The sequence below is a fragment of the Streptomyces sp. NPDC053493 genome, from assembly GCF_044544825.1.
GTDB lineage: Bacteria > Actinomycetota > Actinomycetes > Streptomycetales > Streptomycetaceae > Streptomyces.
In genome coordinates this window covers 858202-877638 of sequence record NZ_JBITXS010000002.1, presented here as the reverse complement: position 1 = coordinate 877638, position 19437 = coordinate 858202, and the positions used below count along the sequence as shown (strand labels likewise).

At 72.9% G+C, this 19437-nt stretch carries 17 protein-coding genes; 8 read left to right on the top strand and 9 right to left on the bottom strand.

Annotated elements, in window-relative coordinates; all coding sequences use genetic code 11:
* Positions 1 to 15: 15 nt before the first annotated feature.
* Entirely contained in the window at positions 16 to 1653 is a 1638-nt protein-coding gene (gene mctP, locus ACIGO8_RS09730; protein ID WP_399726522.1) for a monocarboxylate uptake permease MctP, read from the top strand.
* Here mctP and ACIGO8_RS09725 read toward each other — a convergent pair.
* Complete coding sequence (locus ACIGO8_RS09725) at positions 1604 to 2197, bottom strand: TetR/AcrR family transcriptional regulator (RefSeq protein WP_399726519.1); 594 nt, start codon at positions 2195 to 2197, stop codon at positions 1604 to 1606. The two genes, mctP and ACIGO8_RS09725, sit on opposite strands and share 50 nt — an antisense overlap.
* A gap of 180 nt (positions 2198 to 2377) precedes the next feature.
* Here ACIGO8_RS09725 and ACIGO8_RS09720 point away from each other — a divergent pair, with 180 nt between their 5' ends.
* Complete coding sequence (locus ACIGO8_RS09720; protein WP_399726516.1) at positions 2378 to 2524, top strand: hypothetical protein; 147 nt, start codon at positions 2378 to 2380, stop codon at positions 2522 to 2524.
* Between the two features lie 101 nt (positions 2525 to 2625).
* Positions 2626 to 3273: a peroxiredoxin-like family protein gene (locus ACIGO8_RS09715; protein WP_399726514.1), complete on the top strand. Its 648-nt coding sequence runs from the start codon at positions 2626 to 2628 to the stop codon at positions 3271 to 3273.
* A 40-nt stretch (positions 3274 to 3313) separates the two neighbouring features.
* Here the strand turns inward: ACIGO8_RS09715 and ACIGO8_RS09710 are convergent, their stop codons facing one another.
* Both ACIGO8_RS09710 and ACIGO8_RS09705 read right to left on the bottom strand, forming a co-directional pair.
* Positions 3314 to 4072 carry an MBL fold metallo-hydrolase gene (locus ACIGO8_RS09710; protein ID WP_399726510.1) on the bottom strand — a complete coding sequence of 253 codons (759 nt, stop codon included), beginning with the start codon at positions 4070 to 4072 and terminating at the stop codon, positions 3314 to 3316.
* Positions 4073 to 4147: 75 nt separating this feature from the next.
* Positions 4148 to 5125 carry a GlxA family transcriptional regulator gene (locus ACIGO8_RS09705; RefSeq protein WP_399726507.1) on the bottom strand — a complete coding sequence of 326 codons (978 nt, stop codon included), beginning with the start codon at positions 5123 to 5125 and terminating at the stop codon, positions 4148 to 4150.
* Between the two features lie 149 nt (positions 5126 to 5274).
* Here ACIGO8_RS09705 and ACIGO8_RS09700 point away from each other — a divergent pair, with 149 nt between their 5' ends.
* Positions 5275 to 6372 (top strand): winged helix DNA-binding domain-containing protein, encoded by a 1098-nt coding sequence (locus ACIGO8_RS09700; RefSeq protein WP_399726505.1) that lies wholly within the window; start codon positions 5275 to 5277, stop codon positions 6370 to 6372.
* Here ACIGO8_RS09700 and ACIGO8_RS09695 read toward each other — a convergent pair.
* Complete coding sequence (locus tag ACIGO8_RS09695) at positions 6369 to 7268, bottom strand: response regulator transcription factor (RefSeq protein ID WP_399726502.1); 900 nt, start codon at positions 7266 to 7268, stop codon at positions 6369 to 6371. The genes ACIGO8_RS09700 and ACIGO8_RS09695 overlap by 4 nt on opposite strands.
* 105 nt (positions 7269 to 7373) lie before the next feature.
* Here ACIGO8_RS09695 and ACIGO8_RS09690 point away from each other — a divergent pair, with 105 nt between their 5' ends.
* Entirely contained in the window at positions 7374 to 9071 is a 1698-nt protein-coding gene (locus ACIGO8_RS09690) for an AMP-binding protein (RefSeq protein WP_399726499.1), read from the top strand.
* Positions 9068 to 10681, top strand: coding sequence for an AMP-binding protein (locus ACIGO8_RS09685; protein ID WP_399726496.1), 1614 nt, complete (start codon positions 9068 to 9070; stop codon positions 10679 to 10681). The genes ACIGO8_RS09690 and ACIGO8_RS09685 overlap by 4 nt, the downstream gene beginning before the upstream one ends.
* Here the strand turns inward: ACIGO8_RS09685 and ACIGO8_RS09680 are convergent.
* The 3 genes from ACIGO8_RS09680 to ACIGO8_RS09670 all read right to left on the bottom strand — a co-directional run bounded on the left by ACIGO8_RS09680 (position 10623) and on the right by ACIGO8_RS09670 (position 13176).
* The gene (locus ACIGO8_RS09680; RefSeq protein WP_399726494.1) at positions 10623 to 11213 is read right to left on the bottom strand and encodes a GNAT family N-acetyltransferase; all 591 of its coding nucleotides are present in this window, start codon (positions 11211 to 11213) and stop codon (positions 10623 to 10625) included. The two genes, ACIGO8_RS09685 and ACIGO8_RS09680, sit on opposite strands and share 59 nt — an antisense overlap.
* Positions 11214 to 11265: 52 nt before the next feature.
* A complete protein-coding gene (locus ACIGO8_RS09675) occupies positions 11266 to 12054 on the bottom strand; it encodes a TIGR04222 domain-containing membrane protein (protein WP_399726835.1) in 789 nt (262 codons plus the stop codon).
* Positions 12055 to 12123: 69 nt separating this feature from the next.
* Positions 12124 to 13176 carry a hypothetical protein gene (locus ACIGO8_RS09670; protein WP_399726491.1) on the bottom strand — a complete coding sequence of 351 codons (1053 nt, stop codon included), beginning with the start codon at positions 13174 to 13176 and terminating at the stop codon, positions 12124 to 12126.
* Between the two features lie 310 nt (positions 13177 to 13486).
* Here ACIGO8_RS09670 and gcl point away from each other — a divergent pair, with 310 nt between their 5' ends.
* Positions 13487 to 15274 (top strand): glyoxylate carboligase, encoded by a 1788-nt coding sequence (gene gcl, locus ACIGO8_RS09665; protein WP_399726488.1) that lies wholly within the window; start codon positions 13487 to 13489, stop codon positions 15272 to 15274.
* On the opposite strand, the gene ACIGO8_RS09660 is transcribed toward gcl, so the two are convergent.
* The gene (locus tag ACIGO8_RS09660) at positions 15275 to 16306 is read right to left on the bottom strand and encodes an ArsR family transcriptional regulator (protein WP_399726486.1); all 1032 of its coding nucleotides are present in this window, start codon (positions 16304 to 16306) and stop codon (positions 15275 to 15277) included.
* 72 nt (positions 16307 to 16378) lie between these two features.
* On the opposite strand from ACIGO8_RS09660, the gene ACIGO8_RS09655 reads away from it, so the two are divergent.
* The gene (locus ACIGO8_RS09655) at positions 16379 to 17572 is read left to right on the top strand and encodes an MFS transporter (RefSeq protein WP_399726484.1); all 1194 of its coding nucleotides are present in this window, start codon (positions 16379 to 16381) and stop codon (positions 17570 to 17572) included.
* A gap of 365 nt (positions 17573 to 17937) precedes the next feature.
* On the opposite strand, the gene ACIGO8_RS09650 is transcribed toward ACIGO8_RS09655, so the two are convergent.
* Positions 17938 to 19395, bottom strand: a complete 1458-nt coding sequence (locus ACIGO8_RS09650) for a catalase (RefSeq protein ID WP_399726481.1) — start codon at positions 19393 to 19395, stop codon at positions 17938 to 17940.
* Positions 19396 to 19437 lie beyond the last annotated feature (42 nt).

Below are 19437 nucleotides of genomic sequence, written 5' to 3'. Positions count from 1 at the left end.
CGAAGGGACACCGAGATGACCGACGGCGTGAACGGCGTCGCGCTCGGCGTCTTCGTCCTCTTCTTCCTGGCCGTCACGGTCATGGGCTTCCGGGCCGCCCGCTGGCGGAAGGCCGAGAACGAGCACAGCCTGGACGAATGGGGCCTGGGCGGCCGCTCGTTCGGCGCCTGGATCACTTGGTTCCTGCTGGGCGGCGACGTCTACACCGCGTACACCTTCGTCGCCGTCCCGGCGGCCGTTTACGCGGCGGGCGCGGCCGGCTTCTTCGCCGTGCCGTACACCATCCTGGTCTATCCGCTGATCTTCACCTTCCTGCCCCGCCTGTGGTCGGTGTCGCACAAGCACGGTTACGTGACGACGGCGGACTTCGTCCGCGGCCGCTTCGGCTCCAAGGGCCTGTCGCTGGCCGTGGCCTTCACCGGCATCCTCGCCACCATGCCGTACATCGCGCTCCAACTGGTCGGCATCCAGGCCGTCCTGGACGTGATGGGCGTCGGCGGCGGCGGGAACACCCACTGGTTCGTCAAGGACCTGCCGCTGCTCATCGCCTTCGGCGTGCTGGCGGCCTACACCTACTCGTCCGGCCTGCGGGCGCCGGCCATGATCGCCTTCGTCAAGGACACCCTGATCTACCTCGTCATCGCGGTGGCGATCGTCTACATCCCGATCAGGCTGGGCGGCTTCGACGAGATCTTCGCCCAGGCCGGTGCGAAGTACGCCACGGTCAACCCGGTCACGGGCAAGCCCCAGGGCGCTCTCGTCAGCGGCTCGGCCGCGCAGTGGACGTATGCGACCCTCGCCCTCGGTTCCGCCATGGCCATGTTCATGTACCCGCACTCGATCACCGCGACGCTCTCCTCCAAGAGCCGCGAGGTGATCCGACGCAACACCACGGTGATGCCGCTCTACACCCTGATGCTGGGTCTGCTGGCGCTGCTCGGGTTCATGGCGATCGCGGCCGGTGTGAAGGTGACCAACGGCCAGCTCGCCATCCCGCAGCTGTTCGAGAACATGTTCCCGGCCTGGTTCGCCGGCGTCGCCTTCGCCGCCATCGGCATCGGCGCCCTCGTCCCAGCCGCCATCATGTCCATCGCCGCCGCCAACCTCTTCACCCGCAACATCTACAAGGACTTCATCAAGCCCGACGCCACCGCCGCCCAGGAGACCAAGGTCTCCAAGCTCGTCTCGCTCCTGGTCAAGGTCGGCGCCCTCGTCTTCGTCCTCACCATGGACAAGACCGTCGCCATCAACTTCCAGCTCCTCGGCGGCATCTGGATCCTGCAGACCTTCCCCGCCCTCGTCGGCGGCCTGTTCACCCGCTGGATGCACCGCTGGGCCCTCATCGCCGGCTGGGCCGTCGGCATGGTCTACGGCACCGCCGCCGCCTACGGCGTCGCCGGCCCCACCCAGAAGCACTTCGGCGGCTCCTCCGCCGAGATCCCCGGCATCGGCGAGATCGGCTACATCGGCCTCACCGCCTTCGTCCTCAACGTCCTCGTCACCGTCGCCCTCACCCTCGTCCTGCGCGCGGTGGGCACGCCCGACGGTGTCGACGAGACCTCGCCCGAGGACTACACCGCCGACGCCGGCGACACCGGCGTCGTCACCGAGCCGCGCTCAGCGCCCCGAGCGCGGCCTGCACGGTCTGCGTGAGAGCCTGCTCGGGCGCTCCGGCGCGGGACCTCAGGTTGACCCCGTACGCGAGCAGGGCCAGCAGATCGGCGGAGGAGCCCACGTCGACGCCGGGCGCGAGCTGTCCGCGCGCCTCCGCGGTCACCAGGGCGGCGTGCATCGCGTCCCGCAGCCGCTGGTGGTGCTGGTCGAGGACGGCGCGGACCTGCGGGTCGGCGTTCTCGGCGCCGGCGTGCGCGTTCGAGACCATGCAGCCCCACCGGGCGTACTCGCCCGAGCAGCGCGCCGCGACGAGCCCCGTGAAGAACTCGCTGACGGCCGGAAGTCCTCGGTCGTCCTCGGCGAGGCGCTCGAACACCGGCTGGGAGCGGTACTCGAGGTAGCGGCGCAGGGCCGCGAGGTAGAGCGCCTGCTTGTCGCCGAAGGTGGAGTAGAGGCTGGAGCGGTTGACTCCGGTGGCGTTCACGATGTCCTGGATTCCGGTCGACGCCATGCCCTGGCGCCAGAAGAGCCGCACCACGGTCTCCAGGGCCGCGTCCGGATCGAAGTGCTTGATGTCCGGCATGTTCCACCCCGCTATCTTGTAATAGAAATTCCAAGATAGCGGGGACCGGTCGGCCGCGCATAGGCCCGGCCGGACCGTCGGGCCCCCGTCGGGCCCACCGTCGAGGCGGCCGGCGGCGCCGCCGTCCAGGTTCGTCCACGGTCCGACCGTCCGTGACCGGCGGCCCTCACTCTGTGCCGCATGAATCGGATACCGAAGCTGTGGGTCACCGCCTACGGATCGAGCCGGCCCTCCGTGCTCCGCTTCGTCGCGCGCCACCTGGTCCGGGCCGGCGCCTTCATCCGGGCGCTCGCGCTCGCCGACCACACACCCTTCACGACCCTCTGACGCCCCAACTGCCGTGGCGCGGCTGGCGTACGCCCTCGCACGCCGCTATCTTGAAACGATCGTTCCGAGTTATTTCCCGGCCCGTCCAGGAGGAACCAGCCATGACCCTCAACGCCGAGCTGCGCAGCTTCTACGAAGCCCGCCGGCAGCAGATCCCCGCCGAGGTGCGGGCCGTGATGGACCGCGCGGGCGAGGAGCTCGCCGCGTCCGGACAGGCCGAACGGGCCCTCGCCGTCGGAGACCGGGCCCCGCGCTTCACCCTCGCGTCCGCGACCGGCGAGGCCGTCTCCCTCGACGCGCTGCTCGCCGACGGGCCCGTCGTCCTGACCTTCTACCGCGGCGCCTGGTGCCCGTACTGCAACATCGCCCTGCGCTCGCTCCAGCAGCACCACGCGGACATCTCGGCCCGCGGCGCCCGCCTGGTCGCCGTCTCGCCGCAGATCCCCGACGAGTCGATGTCCCTCACCGAGAAGCACGGCCTCGCCTTCGACGTCCTCAGCGACATCGGATCCGACACCGCCAAGCAGTACGGACTCGCCTTCGACCTGCCCGACGACCTCGCGGCCGTCTACGACAAGCTCGGCTTCGACCTCCAGCGGGTCAACGGCGGCCACCCGCGCACCCTTCCGCTGCCGGCGACCTACGTCATCGACCGCGACGGCATCATCCGCTGGGCCTTCGTCCACGCCGACTACACCACCCGTGCGGAGCCCGCCGACATCCTGGCCGCGCTCGACGCCCGCGCCTGAACGCACCGCCCGCCGACGGTGCCCGGACCGTGCCGGCCGGTCAGACCGTGCCGTGCTCCGTACGGGCCGGCAGCCGGCCCGCCGCCTCGAGCCGGGACAGCCGCCGGTGCTCCCGGTCGGCCCAGCGCCGGACCCGGTCGGGCTCCAGCGCGGTGCCGTGGCCGACATGGAGGGCGACCGGGTCCAGGGCGAGCATCTCCCGCAGGCTGGCGAGGTTCTCCCGCGGGTCGTCGTGGAAGGGCGGGTTGGCGGGCCGGCCCCGTACGAGACCGAAGAGGGAGTTGGCGATCAGATCGCCCGCGACGAGGTCGCCTTCGCCGGTGAGGACGGAGACCGATCCGGCGGTGTGCCCGGGCGTGGGCATGATGCGTGCGGCGACGCCGAAGTCCTCCAGGCCGGTCTCGCCGGTCACGAGCACGTCGGGCTCCACGGCCTCCACCCGGGCGTGCAGCTTCCTGTTCCTGGCCATCAGGCGGCCCAAGGGTCCGGTGGGCAGATAGGGCTCGCGGGCCCGGCCGGTGCGGTAGGGGCCGAGGTCGGCGACGTGCCCGGCGACGGGAGCCCCGGTCAGGCGGCGCAGTTCGGCGGCGGAGCCGAAGTGGTCGATGTGGCCGTGCGTGAGCACGATCAGCGACACGTCGCCCGGGTCCACCCCCTGGGCGGCGATCTGCTCGTAGATCCTCCGGCCGCTGCCGGGCGTTCCCGCGTCGACGACGACGGGACGGCGGCCGAGCAGCAGATAGGCGTTGATGTGGTGCCGGCCCATGACCGGGAGGGGGACGACCTTGGTGCGGGACATGGTGCTCTCCTTGGGCATGACGGTCCTCCGCCGCGCGGTGGTGCGCGGCGGTCGGAGGACGGGACGTGGGGTGGTTCAGCGGAAACGGCGCCGGTACTGGGCGGGAGTGGTGCCGAGACGGCGCCGGAAGGAACGGTGCAGGCTCTCCACGGAACCGAGGCCGCTCAGGGCGGCGATCTCGGGCAGGCCGTGGCTGCTGTCCTGGAGCAGCCGGCGGGCGGCGTCCAGCCGGACGGATTCGACGTACGCGGCCGGTGTCGTGCCCGTACGTTCGCGGAACAGCCGGGAGAAGTGGCGCACGCTCAGGTGCATCCGGCCGGCCAGCGCGTCGGCGGACAGGTCCTCGGTGAGGTGCTCGCCGATCCACCTCCGCAGCTCGTCCAGCCGGTCACCGGGCGCGGCGGGCGGAGCGAGCGGGGCGCTGAACTGGCTCTGACCGCCGGCGCGTTTGACGTACATCACCATCGTCCGGGCGGTGGCCAGGGCGCGTTCGGGACCGTGGTCCTCCGTGACCATGGCCAGGGCCATGTCCATCCCGGAGGCGATGCCCGCGCAGGTCCACAGCCGGCCCTCCCGGATGAAGATCGGGTCCGGATCGACGGTGACCAGCGGGTGGTCGGCGGCCAGCCGCGCGGCCGTCCGCCAGTGGGTCGTGGCGGAACGGCCGTCCAGCAGGCCCGCCGCGGCCAGCAGATGCGCGCCCGAGCAGACGGACCCCAGCCGGTGCGTCCCGTCGGCCCCTTCGCGCAGCCAGTCGACGATCCCGCGGTCGAGCACCGGCTCCACCTCCTGGTCGCGCACCCGGACGGCGCCCGACACGAGCAGCGTGTCCACGTCGCCGTACACCTCGTCCAGGCTCATGTCGGCCAGCAGCCGGATCCCGCTGGAGGTGGTCACCGGCTCGCCCCGCGCCGTCGCGATGCGCACGTCGTAGCCGGCCCGGCCGGGGCCCGCGACCCGCGTCGCGACCGAGAACACCTCGGCCGGACCGGTGACGTTGAGCAGTTCGACGCCGGGGAAGGCCACGACGACGACTCTGTGCGGTGGAAGCATGCGCCGATCATGTCGCCCCGCCGGGACGGCCGCAATGACCATGTTCTGTCACATCCGGCCATGCCCTCGGCCGCCGGTTCGGAGGTTGCGGCAAACCCCGCCCGCATTGCGGTCCCTCGCTGTCCGCAACCCTCACTAGCGTGCGGACCATGCTCCTCTCCACCCGCGCCCTCAACCGTGCCACCCTCGACCGCCAGCTCCTGCTCCGCCGCGCCCCGCTCTCCGCCGAGCAGGCGGTCCACCACCTCGTCGGGCTCCAGGCGCAGAACACCAAGCCGCCCTACTACGCGCTCGCCGCCCGCCTCCAGGACTTCCGCACCGAGGACCTCTCCGCCCTCATGGAGTCCCGCCGGGTCGCCCGCATCGTCTCGATGCGCTCCACCGTCCACACCCACACCGCCGCCGACGCCGTCCCGCTGCGTCGCCTCGTCCAGGCCGGGGCCGTCGACCGCGAGCTCAGGATGTTCCGCAAGGGGCTCGCCGGCGTCGATCTCGACCGGCTCGTCGCCCTCTGCGCCGCCCATGTCGAGGAACGGCCCCGCACGCCCAAGCAGCTGCGCGAACGCCTCCTCGAGGAATGGCCCGACGCCGACCCGCAGTCCCTCTTCGTCGCCGCCCGCTGCCTCCTCCCGATGGTCCAGGTCACGCCCCGCGGGCTGTGGGGCAGCAGCGGGCAGGTCGCCCTCACCACGGCCACGAGCTGGTTCGGGCACACCACCGAGCAGGCCGCCGCCGACCTCGACGACACCGTCCTGCGCTACCTCGGCGCCTTCGGGCCCGCCTCCGTCCAGGACATGCAGACCTGGTGCGGTCTCACCCGGCTCCGGCCCGCCTTCGAGCGGCTGCGGCCCCGCCTCCTCGTCTTCCGCGACGAGCACGGCACCGAGCTGTTCGACCTGCCCGACGCGCCGCGCCCCGACCCGGACACGCCCGCGCCGCCGCGCTTCCTGCCCGAGTTCGACAACCTCCTGCTGTCCCACGCCGACCGCGGCCGCGTCGTCGCCGCCGAGGACCGCTCCCGCACCTGGACCGGCAACCAGGCCCACCGCGTGTTCCTCCTGGACGGCTTCCTCGCGGGCCTCTGGCGCCTGGAGGAGGCGAAGGACCGCACGGTCCTGACCGTCGAGCCGTTCCGGCGCACCACCCGGGCCGAGCGCGCAGCGCTCGACGAGGAGGCCGAGCGCACGCTGCGCCTGACGACCGCCGACGGCCTTCCGTACGAGATCGTCCACACGGACGCCCTCTAAGGCAGCGCGCCCGCCCTGCGGGCCGCCACCACCGCCTCCAGGCGGGTGTGCGCGCCGAGTTTGCGCATGGCCGAGCGCAGATAGCCCTTGACCGTCTCGGGGCGCAGGCCCAGGCGGTGTGCCGCGGTCGCGTTCGTGGCGCCGAGCGCCACCGCCGCGAGGACGTCCGTCTCGCGCGGGGTGAGGGCCACCGCCGGGGCGGCGCCGGGGCCCGGCCGGCCGGAGGCCGTCTCGAGCCGGCCGCAGACCGCGAGCAGGCGGTCCCGCACCGCCGGGTCGGTCACCTGGGGCGCGAGCTCGCGCAGCTCGCCGTACGCCCGGCGCATCTCCTCGCGTTCCGCCGTGAGGCGGCGCACCTCGTCGCGTACGGCGAGGGCCTGTTCCACGTCGCGGGCCGCCGCGACGGCCGCGTCGAAGACGCGTTCGCCGATAGGGAGGGCCTCGCGCAGCGCGCCGTACAGGACTCCGCGCACCTGGCGGCGTACGACGACGGGCACCGCGATGACCGAGCGCAGCCCTTCCGCGGAGACCGGGCCGTCGTACTCGTGCGTGATGTGCCGGGCGGAGGGATAGTCCGTGACCGCGCACGGCCGGGAGAGCGCGAGGCACTTGCCGCCGAGACCGGAGCCCGCGGAGATCGACAGGCCGCGCAGCGCGGGCGTCACCGCCCCGTCCAGCTCCCCGATCCGCAGCGCGAGCCCCTGCCCGCCGCCGCTCCCGCGCGCCGGCCCGCCGCCGCTCCCGTTCGCCGGCCCGCCCCCACCGCCGTACGTCTGACCCGCCCCGTCTCCCTCGTGGAGCAGCCCTCCGAACACCACCGAGAGTCCGGTGGTGCGCCGCAGCCGGAGCAGCGCGCCGCGCAGCTCCACCGATTCGACCTGGACCTGCTCGGGCACCGGGCGTCCTCCTCGACACGGGCGGTCTCCCCCCGAACGGGGGTAGTGAGACCTGGGTCACTGATTACACGATGTGCGGGACGGGTCCCGCAACGAGGAGGACACATGACGGCAACCAGCGCGGCGGAGCCGATGGAGGCGACGGAGCGGTTCCGGGCCGCCCGCGACTTCCTGCTCCGGCACCGGGAGGACTACGAGACGGCCTACGCGGGCTTCACCTGGCCCCGGCCCGAACGGTTCAACTGGGCGCTCGAATGGTTCGACGTCATCGCCGCGGGCAACGACCGCACCGCCCTCCACATCGTCGAGGAGGACGGCTCCGAGACGAAGCTGAGCTTCGCCGAGATGTCCGAGCGCTCCAACCAGGTCGCGAACTGGCTGCGCGCGCAGGGCGTCCGGGCCGGCGACCGGATGATCGTCATGCTCGGCAACCAGGCCGAGCTGTGGGAGACCATGCTCGCCGCGATGAAGCTGCGCGCCGTCGTCATCCCCGCCACCCCGTTGCTCGGCCCCGCCGACCTGCGCGACCGGGTGGACCGCGGCCGGGCCCGGCACGTGCTCGTACGCGCCGAGGACACGGCCAAGTTCGACGACGTGCCCGGCGACTACACCCGGATCGCGGTCGGCGGCGTCGGCGCGGGCTGGCTCGGCTACGAGCGGGCCTACGAGCAGTCCGCGGCCTTCGAGCCGGACGGTGTCACCTCCGCCGACGACACCCTGATGCTCTACTTCACCTCCGGCACCACCGCGCGCCCCAAGCTCGTCGAGCACACCCACACCTCGTATCCCGTCGGGCACCTCGCCACCATGTACTGGATCGGCCTCAAGCCCGGCGACGTCCACCTCAACATCTCCTCGCCCGGCTGGGCCAAGCACGCCTGGTCCAACCTCTTCGCGCCCTGGAACGCCGAGGCGACCGTCTTCATCCACAACTACACGCGCTTCGACCCGGCCCGCCTGATGGCCGAGATGGACCGGCACGGCGTCACCAGCTTCTGCGCCCCGCCCACCGTGTGGCGGATGCTGATCCAGGCCGACCTCGCCCAGCTCGGCACCCCTCCCCGCGAGGTCGTCGCCGCCGGCGAGCCGCTCAACCCCGAGGTCATCGAGTCCGTCCGGCGCGCCTGGGGCGTCACCATCCGCGACGGCTTCGGCCAGACCGAGACCGCCGTGCAGGTCTCCAACAGCCCCGGCCAGCGGCTCAAGGAGGGCTCGATGGGCCGGCCGAGCCCCGGCTTCCGGGTAACCCTGGTCGACCCGGTGTCCGGCACTCCGGACGTCGAGGAGGGCGAGATCTGTCTGGACCTCGCCGCCGCGCCGGTGGGCCTGATGACCGGCTACCACGGCGACCCGGAGCGCACGGCCGAGGCGATGGCCGGCGGCTACTACCGCACCGGCGACATCGGCTCCCGCGACGCCGACGGCTACATCACCTACATCGGGCGCGCCGACGACGTCTTCAAGGCGAGCGACTACAAGATCTCGCCCTTCGAGCTGGAGAGCGCGCTGCTCGAGCACGAGGCCGTGGCCGAGGCCGCCGTCGTCCCCGCGCCCGACCCGCTGCGGCTCGCCGTCCCCAAGGCGTACGTCGTCCTCGCCGCCGGCTGGGAGCCGACCGCCGACACCGCGAAGGCGCTGTTCGCGCACTCGCGCGAGGTCCTCGCCCCGTACAAGCGGATCCGCAGGATCGAGTTCGCCGAGCTGCCGAAGACCGTCTCCGGCAAGATCCGCCGGGTCGAGCTGCGCAAGCTGACCGCCGAGGGCGACACCGGCACCGAGTACACCGAGGGAGACCTGGCATGAGCGAGCCCGCGCACCGCCTCTCGTACGCGCACGGAGTGTCCGAGACGGCGCTCCTCGGCGACACCATCGGCGCCAACCTCGACCGGGCCGTCGCCGCCTGGCCGGAGCGCGAGGCGCTGGTGGACGTGCCCACCGGACGGCGCTGGACCTACGCCCGGTTCGGCGCCGACGTCGACCGGCTTGCGGACGCGCTGCTCGGCAGCGGAGTCGTCAAGGGCGACCGGGTCGGCATCTGGGCGGTCAACCGCGCCGAGTGGGTGCTCGTCCAGTACGCCACCGCGCGCATCGGCGCCGTCATGGTCAACATCAACCCGGCCTACCGCGCCCACGAGTTGGAGTACGTGCTGCGGCAGGCGGGCGTCTCGCTGCTCTTCGCCTCGCTCACCCACAAGACGAGCGACTACCGGGCGATGGTCGAGGAAGTGCGCGGCAGGTGCCCGGCGTTGCGCGAGACGGTCTACTTCGACGACCCGACCTGGGACGAACTCCTCGCCCGCGAGGCGCCGGAGGGTGTGATGCCGGCCGCGCTGTCCTGCGACGAGCCGGTCAACATCCAGTACACCTCGGGGACCACGGGCTTCCCGAAGGGCGCCACGCTCTCCCACCACAACATCCTCAACAACGGTTACTTCGTGGGCGAGATGATCGCCTACAGCGAGCAGGACCGGATCTGCATCCCGGTGCCCTTCTACCACTGCTTCGGCATGGTGATGGGCAATCTCGCCGCCACCTCGCACGGCGCCTGCATGGTGATCCCGGCCGCGTCCTTCGACCCGGCCGCGACGCTGCGCGCCGTGCAAGAGGAGCGCTGCACCTCGCTCTACGGGGTGCCGACGATGTTCATCGCCGAGCTGAACCTGCCCGACTTCGCCTCGTACGACCTCTCCACGCTGCGCACCGGGATCATGGCGGGCTCGCCGTGCCCGGTGGAGGTGATGAAGCGGGTGGTCGCCGAGATGAACATGGCCGAGGTGTCGATCTGTTACGGCATGACGGAGACCTCGCCCGTCTCCACCCAGACCCGCCGCGACGACGACCTGGAGCGGCGCACCGGAACGGTCGGGCGCGTCATGCCGCACGTCGAGGTCAAGATCGTCGACCCGGCGACCGGTCTGACCGTGCCGCGCGGCGCGGCGGGCGAGCTGTGCACCCGCGGCTACAGCGTGATGCTCGGCTACTGGGACGAGCCCGAGAAGACCGCCGAGGCGATCGACCCGGGCCGCTGGATGCACACCGGAGACCTCGCGGTGATGCGCGAGGACGGCTACGTGCAGATCGTCGGTCGCATCAAGGACATGATCATCCGGGGCGGCGAGAACGTCTACCCGCGCGAGATCGAGGAGTTCCTGTACGGGCACGCCAAGGTCGCCGACGTGCAGGTCGTCGGCGTGCCCGACGAGCGCTACGGCGAGGAGATCCTGGCCTGCGTGATCCCGCGCGACCCGGCCGACCCGCCCACGCTCGACGACATCACGGACTTCTGCCGGGACCGGCTCGCGCACTACAAGATCCCCAGACGGGTGGAGATCCTCGCCGAGTTCCCGATGACGGTCAGCGGGAAGGTGCGGAAGGTGGAACTGCGGGAGCGGTACGGGGCCGGGGCGGGCTGACACGCGGCGCGGGCGCGGCGACGGGCACCGGGGCCGTGGCCAGCTCACGGCGCATGCAGACCCGCGGCCAGGCGGCCAGACCGTGGGCCGCCTCGGCCCGGCTGATCGCCCGCAGCCCCGCCGACAGCGCCGGATCGCCCTCGTCGAGGCGGCGGAAGCCCAGCCGCGCGTAGTAGGGCGCGTTCCACGGGACCTCGGCGAAGGTCGTCAGCGTCAGCGCCGTCAGGCCCTGCGCGCGGGCTGCCTCGGCCAGATGCTCGATCAGCGCCCGCCCGACGCCCTGGCGGGCGGCGTCCGGGTGCACCGACACCTGCTCGATGTGGGCGGCGCCGTCGACGGTGTCCGTGAGCAGATACGCGACGGGACGGTCCGCGCCGTCCACCGCCACCCACGCCCGCCCGGCGCCGCGATAACCCTCCAGGACGTCCAGCGGCAGCGGCTCGTCGTCCGCGATCTCGTCCATGCCGAGGGGCCTGAAGGCCTCACCCGCGGCGCGCTCGATGTCCTGGAGCAGCGAAAGCTCGGCCGTCACGGCCGCTCGGATGCGCATACGCCAGTATGGCGCGCCCCGCGTATGCGCCGCGTCAATCCGGTGTTCCGCCGGTGCACGCCGGGCCGTTGTCGGGGTACCGGCCGCGGCCGGTGGCGTAGGCGTCGTCATGGCCGGTGTGGTGGGCGAGGAGGCCGCCGTCGCGGGAGAAGCGGGGCAGGAAGAGGCGCAGCGCCGGGTCGCCGTACAGGGCCACGTACAGCAGGACGTCGCGGCCGTCGGTCACCGAGCTGCGGTGGGCGGGCAGAGGATGGCCGGCGCGCAGCGTGGCCAGCAGGCGGCGGGCCGCGCGGGTGGTGGGCGGGACGGTGAGCAGGGCCCCGGCGGCCAGCGCCAGGCCGCCGCCGAGCGCCAGCGCCGGGCCCGACACGCCGGCCGCGACGAGGCCGGCGCCGACCGTGACCGGCACGCAGACGAGCAGCGCCCGGGCCGCCCTGAGCCGCCCGGGCGGGCGCAGCAGCCCGGTCCTGCCCAGCTCCGCCCCGAGGGCGTCGAGCGCCTGCCGGGCCTTCGGCCGGGTGGCCAGGACCCGCAGCGCGAGCGCCCGCTGGAGCGAGCGGTGCACGCCGAGCTGGAGCGGGTCACGGGTGCGGCCGGCCCCGCCGTTGGCGCGAATCGTGCCCCGCCGTCCCGCCGCCACCGCGCCCCGCTGGTGCAGCGCGACCAGCGCCACGACCACCGCGGCCCGCGGCCCGCCGCGCAGCAACGCCAGTGCCTGCGGCGGCAGTTCGGAACGCTCCTGGCTGCGCGTACGCAACAGCAGCGCCGCCGCGACGAGTTGAGCGGACGCCGTCCCCAGGAACCACCACATCGCCGTCGTCATGGTGTTCACCCCCCGAAGGTGTTGTGCCCGGGGGAGAGGCGATCGTCACGTCGCGAATGGCCGAATCCGTCAGGGCGCTCCGGTGGCGAGGAGGTCGGCGGCGGAGCTGTTGACGGGCTGCGGAGTGCCGGTGAGGTCGAGCACGAAGAGCGGGATGCCGAGGCCCTCGGCGCGTTCGTGGGCCTCGGGCGTGTAGCCGGCGAGGGAGAAGTAGACGCCCACCGCCGAGCTGCTGAGCCCGTTCAGCCACAGGCACTCGACCGCCCGCAGTCCGGTCGGCCGGGTGCTCGGGTCCACCTGCGCGACGAGTCCGGGCCCGCGCAGGTCCACGGCCGAGGCCGAGCGCTCCTCGGGCTGGACGACGTCCCGGAAGCCGAGCCACCGCAGATATCCGGCGGACGCGGCGACGGCGTCCCGCGCGGTCCGGATCGTGACCGGGCGGAAGGGCGAGCGGTCCGGCGCCGGGCCGGAGGCCGGGGCGGCGGCCCGGTCGGGGAGCGCGTGGGCGGGATGGCGGCGGGCGAAGGAGGTGTACGGGGCGGAGTCCGGGCCCGGCGCCGGGCCGGCGCCGTGGTCGCTCTCGCCCGGGGACGCCGGCGCCGGCCCGCTCCCGGGGCGTGCCCCGGCCGCCGGGCCGACCGTGGGACCAGTCGTGGGACCAGCCGTGGGTCCGGTCGCCGGGCCGCGCGGTCCGGCGGCGAGGCCGGTGGTCGGCTCCGTGCTCGGGGCCGTGGCCGGGTCGGTGGTGGGGTCGGTGGCCGGTCCCGCCGCCAGATCGGTCGCCGGCCGCTGCCTCACCACGCGCGGCGCCGTGCCGCCGCCCGCCTCGGGCGTCCCGGTCCCCGCGCCGACCGGCTCGTCCGCGCCCCGTACCGCCACCCGCAGCACCGCCCCGCACGGGCAGCCCACCTCCGGGTGGGGCCAGTCCGAGGCCCGGGCGCAGGCCGGGCAGTGGACGGTGACCCATTCGTCGGACCAGTTGCGGTGGGTGACGGGCACGGCGGCGGCGCCGGGGACCACCGGAGGCGCGACCGGGGTGCCGCAGGAACAGGGGAAGGCGGGCGCCGCGTACCGCAGCGTGCGAAGGCACTCCGGACAGCGCACTTGTACCGACTCAGCCACACCGAACCCCCTCCGCCACGTGCTGTCCCATCGTCCACCAATCCGGCCGCCCGGGGGAGCGACTTCGGCCATCCCGCGCACACCGCTCCCGGGCCGGCCCGCCGACGCCCCCGCCGACGCCTCGCGCGCGCCGCCCCCGCCGACGCCTCGCGCACGCCACCCGCACGCGACGCGCGCCCGCCGCGCGGGCACCCGGCCGGTTGTCTCTTGACGCCTCTCCACCGCCCCACCTACATTGCTTCCGTATAGCAGAACAGTACTTCCGCATTATGGAAACAAGCCGTCAAGGCCCCGAAGCAGGAGCACTCCCATGCCTCGTATGACCGCCGCCGCAGCGGCCGTTGAGATCCTCAAGCGCGAAGGCGTCACCAACGCGTTCGGTGTGCCCGGCGCGGCGATCAACCCCTTCTACCGCGAGCTCAAGAACGTCGGCGGCATCAGCCACACGCTGGCCCGCCACGTCGAAGGCGCCTCCCACATGGCCGAGGGCTACACCCGCGCCAAGGCCGGGAACATCGGCGTCTGCATCGGCACCTCCGGCCCCGCCGGCACCGACATGATCACCGGCCTGTACTCGGCGATCGCCGACTCGATCCCGATCCTGTGCATTACCGGCCAGGCCCCGGTCTCGAAGCTCCACAAGGAGGACTTCCAGGCCGTCGACATCGCCTCGATCGCCAAGCCCGTCACCAAGGCCGCCACGACCGTCCTCGAGGCCGCGCAGGTCCCCGGCGTCTTCCAGCAGGCCTTCCACCTGATGCGCTCCGGCCGTCCCGGCCCGGTCCTCATCGACCTGCCGATCGACGTCCAGCTCACCGAGATCGAGTTCGACCCGGAGACCTACGAGCCGCTGCCGGTCTACAAGCCGTCCGCGACCCGCGCCCAGGCCGAGAAGGCCCTCGGCTTCCTCCTGGAGGCCGAGCGCCCGCTGATCGTCGCCGGCGGCGGCATCATCAACGCCGACGCCTCCGACCTGCTGGTCGAGTTCGCCGAGCTGACCGGCATCCCGGTCATCTCCACCCTCATGGGCTGGGGCACCATCCCGGACGACCACGAGCTCGCCGCCGGCATGGTGGGCGTCCAGACCGCGCACCGCTACGGCAACGCGACCTTCCTGGAGTCCGACACCGTCATCGGCATCGGCAACCGCTGGGCCAACCGCCACACGGGCTACAACCTGGAGGCGTACACCAAGGGCCGCAAGTTCGTCCACGTCGACATCGAGCCCACCCAGCTCGGCAAGATCTTCGCCCCGGACTACGGCATCGCCTCCGACGCCAAGGTCGCCCTCGAGCTCTTCATCGAGATCGCCAAGGAGTGGAAGGCCGCGGGCAAGCTCCCGGACTTCACCGCCTGGGCCGCCTCCGCGCAGGAGCGCAAGGCCACCCTCCAGCGCCGCACGCACTTCGACAACATCCCGATGAAGCCGCAGCGCGTCTACGAGGAGATGAACAAGGCCTTCGGCCCGGAGACCCGCTACGTCACCACCATCGGTCTCTCCCAGATCGCGGCCGCGCAGTTCCTGCACGTCTACAAGCCGCGCCACTGGATCAACTGCGGCCAGGCCGGCCCGCTCGGCTGGACCATCCCGGCCGCCATCGGCGCCGCCACCGCGCAGCCGGACGTCCCGGTCGTCGCGCTCTCCGGCGACTACGACTTCCAGTTCATGATCGAGGAGCTGGCGGTCGCCGCCCAGCACAAGGTCCCCTACGTCCACGTCCTCGTGAACAACGCCTACCTCGGTCTGATCCGTCAGGCGCAGGGCGGCCTCGGCATCAACTTCGAGGTCAACCTCGAGTTCGAGAACATCAACACCCCCGAGATCGGCGCCTACGGCGTCGACCACGTCAAGGTCGCCGAGGGCCTGGGCGTCAAGGCGATCCGCGTCACCGACCCGGAGAAGCTGGGCGAGGCGCTGGAGCAGGCCAAGAAGCTGGCCGTCGAGCACCAGGTCCCGGTCGTCGTCGAGGCGATCCTGGAGCGCATCACCAACATCGCGATGAGCAAGACGGTCGACATGAGCGACGTCACCGAGTTCGAGGACCTGGCCACCGAGCCGGGCCACGCGCCCACCGCGATCAAGGCCCTCAAGGTCTGATCAGGGAGCCGTGACCGGGCCCCCACTCCGCCGAGCACCGGAGTGGGGGCCGCTCGCGTTCCCGCCCTGCGCCCGTACGAGGACCGCGCCCGCCTCCGTCCAGTCGTACAGCACCGACCGACCGGCCCGCCTGCGCCGTACCAGACCGGCGTCGAGCAGCACCTTCAGATGCCGGCCCACCGACCCGAGCCCCTGCCCGGTCAGCGCCACCAACTGGCTGGTGGACGTGGGCGACTCGAGGCGTACGAGGACACCGGCGCGGGCCCGGCCCAGCAGCGCGGACAGCGCCTCGGGAGCCGCCCGCAGCGCCCCGTCCGCCAGCGCGCCCGCGCACGGGTACACCACCGCGTAGCGCTCCGAGCCCTCCCAGGACACCCAGCTCGTCGCCGGCGTCACCGGGACGAAGAGCAGCAGCCCGCCGTCCACCGAACGCGGCGGGTAGTCGCGGGAGTTGACCTGCAGGCGCCCGTCGCCCAGCCAGCGCGTCCGCCCCGGCGACAGCTCGTCGAGCGCCGCCGCCCAGCCGTCCCGGGCCAGCCGGGCCGTCCGCGCCAGCACATCGGCCTCCAGGACCCGGCGCCGCCGCGGCCAGTCGGGCAGCACCGTCTCGCGCCACACCCACTCCAGCACGCCGGCCATCCGGGCCGGCAGATCGGGCGCGCGGCGCAGCGGCTCCGGCACCGGCCCGCCGACCGCGACCTCCAACTGCGGCACCGCGTCGGCCGGTTCGGCCTCGCGCACCGCCACGACCTCCTCCTCGAAGGTCCGCTCACCCTCGCCCAGCGGTGTCGGCGTCAGGAAGTCCGCGTTCCAGGTGGGCCCGAGGGCGGCCCGTACGAGCAGCGCGTCGACCGGCTCGGCGGCGAGCCGCCGGCGGTAGGCGGGCAGGTGCGCGGTGAGCCAGGCCCGCTCGCCGGGATGCGCGCCGGAGGCCCGGTGCAGGGTCTTGAGGGCCGCGACGGTCTCGGCCAGCGGCGAGACGACGAACCGGCTGCCCGCCAGCGAGTCCGTACCGATCCGCCACCAGCCCATGGGTCCCGCCCGTCCTTTCGCCGCCGCGCGAAACAATAACGGCAGCGCCCGGGCCTCCCCGAGACTCCGCGCATGCCCCGCTACCGCGACCTCTTCCGCACGCCCGAGTTCACTCCGCTCTTCCTCTGCGGCTCCGCCCAGGTCGCCGCCCAGACCCTCGCCGGCCTCGGTCTCGCCGTGCTCGTCTTCCGGGCCACCGCCTCGCCGCTGCTCGCCGCGCTGGCCATGTTCGGCCAGGCCCTCGCCCAGCTCGTCGGCGCCACGACGCTCCTGTCGGCGGCCGACCGGCTGCCGCCGCGGGCCGCGCTCACCGCCGTCCCGCTGGTCTTCGCGGCCGGCACGGCGGCCCAGGCGGTCCCCGGCCTGCCGGTGGGCGCCGTCTTCGCGCTGCTGTTCCTCCAGGGCCTGGCCGGCTCCGTGGCCGGCGGAGTGCGCTACGGGCTGCTCAACGAGATCCTGCCGCGCGAGCGGTATCTGATCGGCCGGTCGGTGTTCAACATGTCCGTCGGGGTCTGCCAGATCGCCGGCTTCGCGGCCGGCGGGGTGCTGACCGCGGTGCTCTCGCCGCGCGGCACGCTGCTGACCGGCGCCGCCCTCTACCTCGCCGGGGCCGTGCTCGCCCGGCTCGGGCTGTCCCGTCGCGCGCCGCGGGCCGCCGGGCGGGCCTCGGCCGCCGAGACCTGGCGGACCAACGCCCGGCTGTGGTCCTCACGGCCGCGCCGGCTCGTCTACCTCGCGCTGTGGGTGCCCAACGGCCTGATCGTCGGCTGCGAGTCGCTCTTCGTGCCGTACGACCCGGGGCACGCCGGACTCCTCTTCGTCTGCGCCGCGGCCGGCATGCTGGCCGGCGACACCGCCGTCGGGCGCTTCGTGCCGGCGCGGTGGCGGAGCAGGCTGGCCGCGCCCCTCCAGGCCCTCCTGGCGGCGCCGTACCTGCTCTTCGTGTTCCGGCCCGGGCTGCCGCTCGCCACGGCCGCGATCACGGTGTCGGCGGTCGGCTACGCGGCGAGCCTGCTGCACCAGGAGCGTCTGACGGCCCTGGTGCCGGACGAGCTGAGCGGCCACGCGCTCGGCCTGCACGCCTCCGGCATGCTCGCGCTCCAGGGCCTGTGCGCGGCCCTCGCCGGGGCGCTCGCCCAGCTCACCTCGCCCGCCACGGCGATGACGCTGCTGGCCCTCGCCTCGCTCGCGGTCACCGCCGCCCTGGCCCTCGGCTCGGCGCGCGGACCGGGCGCGCCCGCCCGTGCGGCCGTGGGCGCCGGGTGAGGCGGGAACGCGAGAAGAGCGCGGAACCAGGGACCGTAAACCTGGTTCCGCGCTCTGTCTGGTGACCGCCCGACGGTGCGAGGCTGGCGCGACAGGACGTTCGCGCCGCCGGGCGGAATCTGTGCCCCCTTCCGTGCGAGAAGGGGGTGCGTTGGGACCGCGGCGGCACCGACGGGCACCGAGGCCGGCCCCTTCCTTCAGGTCAAGAAGGGGAGCCCTCGGGCCCTTACCACCGCACTGGCTCGGCGCCACCGCGGTCCTCACGCTGTCCGGTTCACCGGCCACCCCTCATCCGGGCCGGCGATCCGGACCGCGTACGGCACTGACCTCCCGTCAGGTGCCGTACGCAGTCGGGGTGTCGGAGATCAGTCCTCGCGCAGGGCGTGGACGGCCTCCTCGACGCGCCGGCCGTACTCGGGGTCGGCGGCGGCGAAGTGGGCGATGTTCTTCTCGATGATGTCCTCGCGGGAGACCTGGGACAGGCCGCCGGCGATGTTGGCGATCAGGCGGGCCTTCTCGTCCTCGGACATCAGGCGGTAGAGCTCACCGGCCTGGAAGAAGTCGTCGTCCTTGGTGTGCTGCGGCGCCTCGTGGGTGCCGGTCCAGCCGTGGATGGCGAGCGGCGCGGACAGCGGCACGTCGGTCTGGCGCGGACCGGAGTACGAGTTGGGCTCGTAGTTCTTGTCGTGGCGCGAGCCGTTGCGGGTGGCCATGAAGCCGTCGCGGCCGTAGTTGTCGGCGGTGCTCGCCTTCGGCGCGTTGACCGGCAGCTGGGTGTGGTTCACACCGAGGCGGTAGCGGTGGGCGTCGGCGTAGGCGAAGAGGCGGCCCTGGAGCATCTTGTCCGGCGACGGGCCGATGCCCGGGACGAAGTTGTTCGGGGAGAACGCGGCCTGCTCGACCTCGGCGAAGACGTTGTCCGGGTTGCGGTCGAGGACCAGGCGGCCCACGCGCTGCAGCGGGTAGTCGGCGTGCGGCCACACCTTGGTGAGGTCGAACGGGTTGAAGCGGTAGTCCGCGGCCTCGGCGGCCGGCATGACCTGGACGTAGAGGGTCCAGGACGGGTTCACACCGCGCTCGATGGACTGCAGCAGGTCGGTCTGGTGCGAGTTGGCGTCCTTGCCGACGAGCTCGGCGGCCTGCTCGGCGGAGAGGCTGCGGATGCCCTGGTTCGTCTTGAAGTGGTACTTGACGAAGAAGGCCTCGCCCGCCTCGTTGGTCCACTGGTAGGTGTGCGAGCCGTAGCCGTTCATGTGCCGGTAGGAGGCCGGGATGCCGCGGTCGCCCATGAGCCAGGTCACCTGGTGGGTCGCCTCGGGGGCGTGGGCCCAGAAGTCCCAGACGTTGTCCGGCTCCTGCTTGCCCGTGAACGGGTCGCGCTTCTGGGAGTGGATGAAGTCGGGGAACTTGATCGGGTCCTTGATGAAGAACACCGGGGTGTTGTTGCCGACGAGGTCGTAGTTGCCCTCCTCGGTGTAGAACTTCACCGCGAAGCCGCGCGGGTCGCGGACCGCGTCCGCGCCGCCGAGCGAGTCGGCCACGGTGGAGAAGCGCAGGAACAGCTCCGTCTTCTTGCCGACCTCGGAGAGGAAGGCGGCCTTCGTCCAGGCGGTGACGTCGTCGGTCACCTCGAAGTAGCCGTACGCGCCGGAACCACGGGCGTGCACGACGCGCTCCGGAATGCGCTCACGGTTGAAGCGGGCGAGCTTCTCCAGCAGGTGCTGGTCCTGGAGGAGGAGGGGGCCACCGACGCCGGCGGTGGCGGAGTTCTGGTTGTCGGCGACGGGGGCGCCGGACTCGGTCGTAAGCACGCGCTTCGACATCGTGACCTTCCGTACGGGAGCTGCACTGCTGGGTGGAGTGCT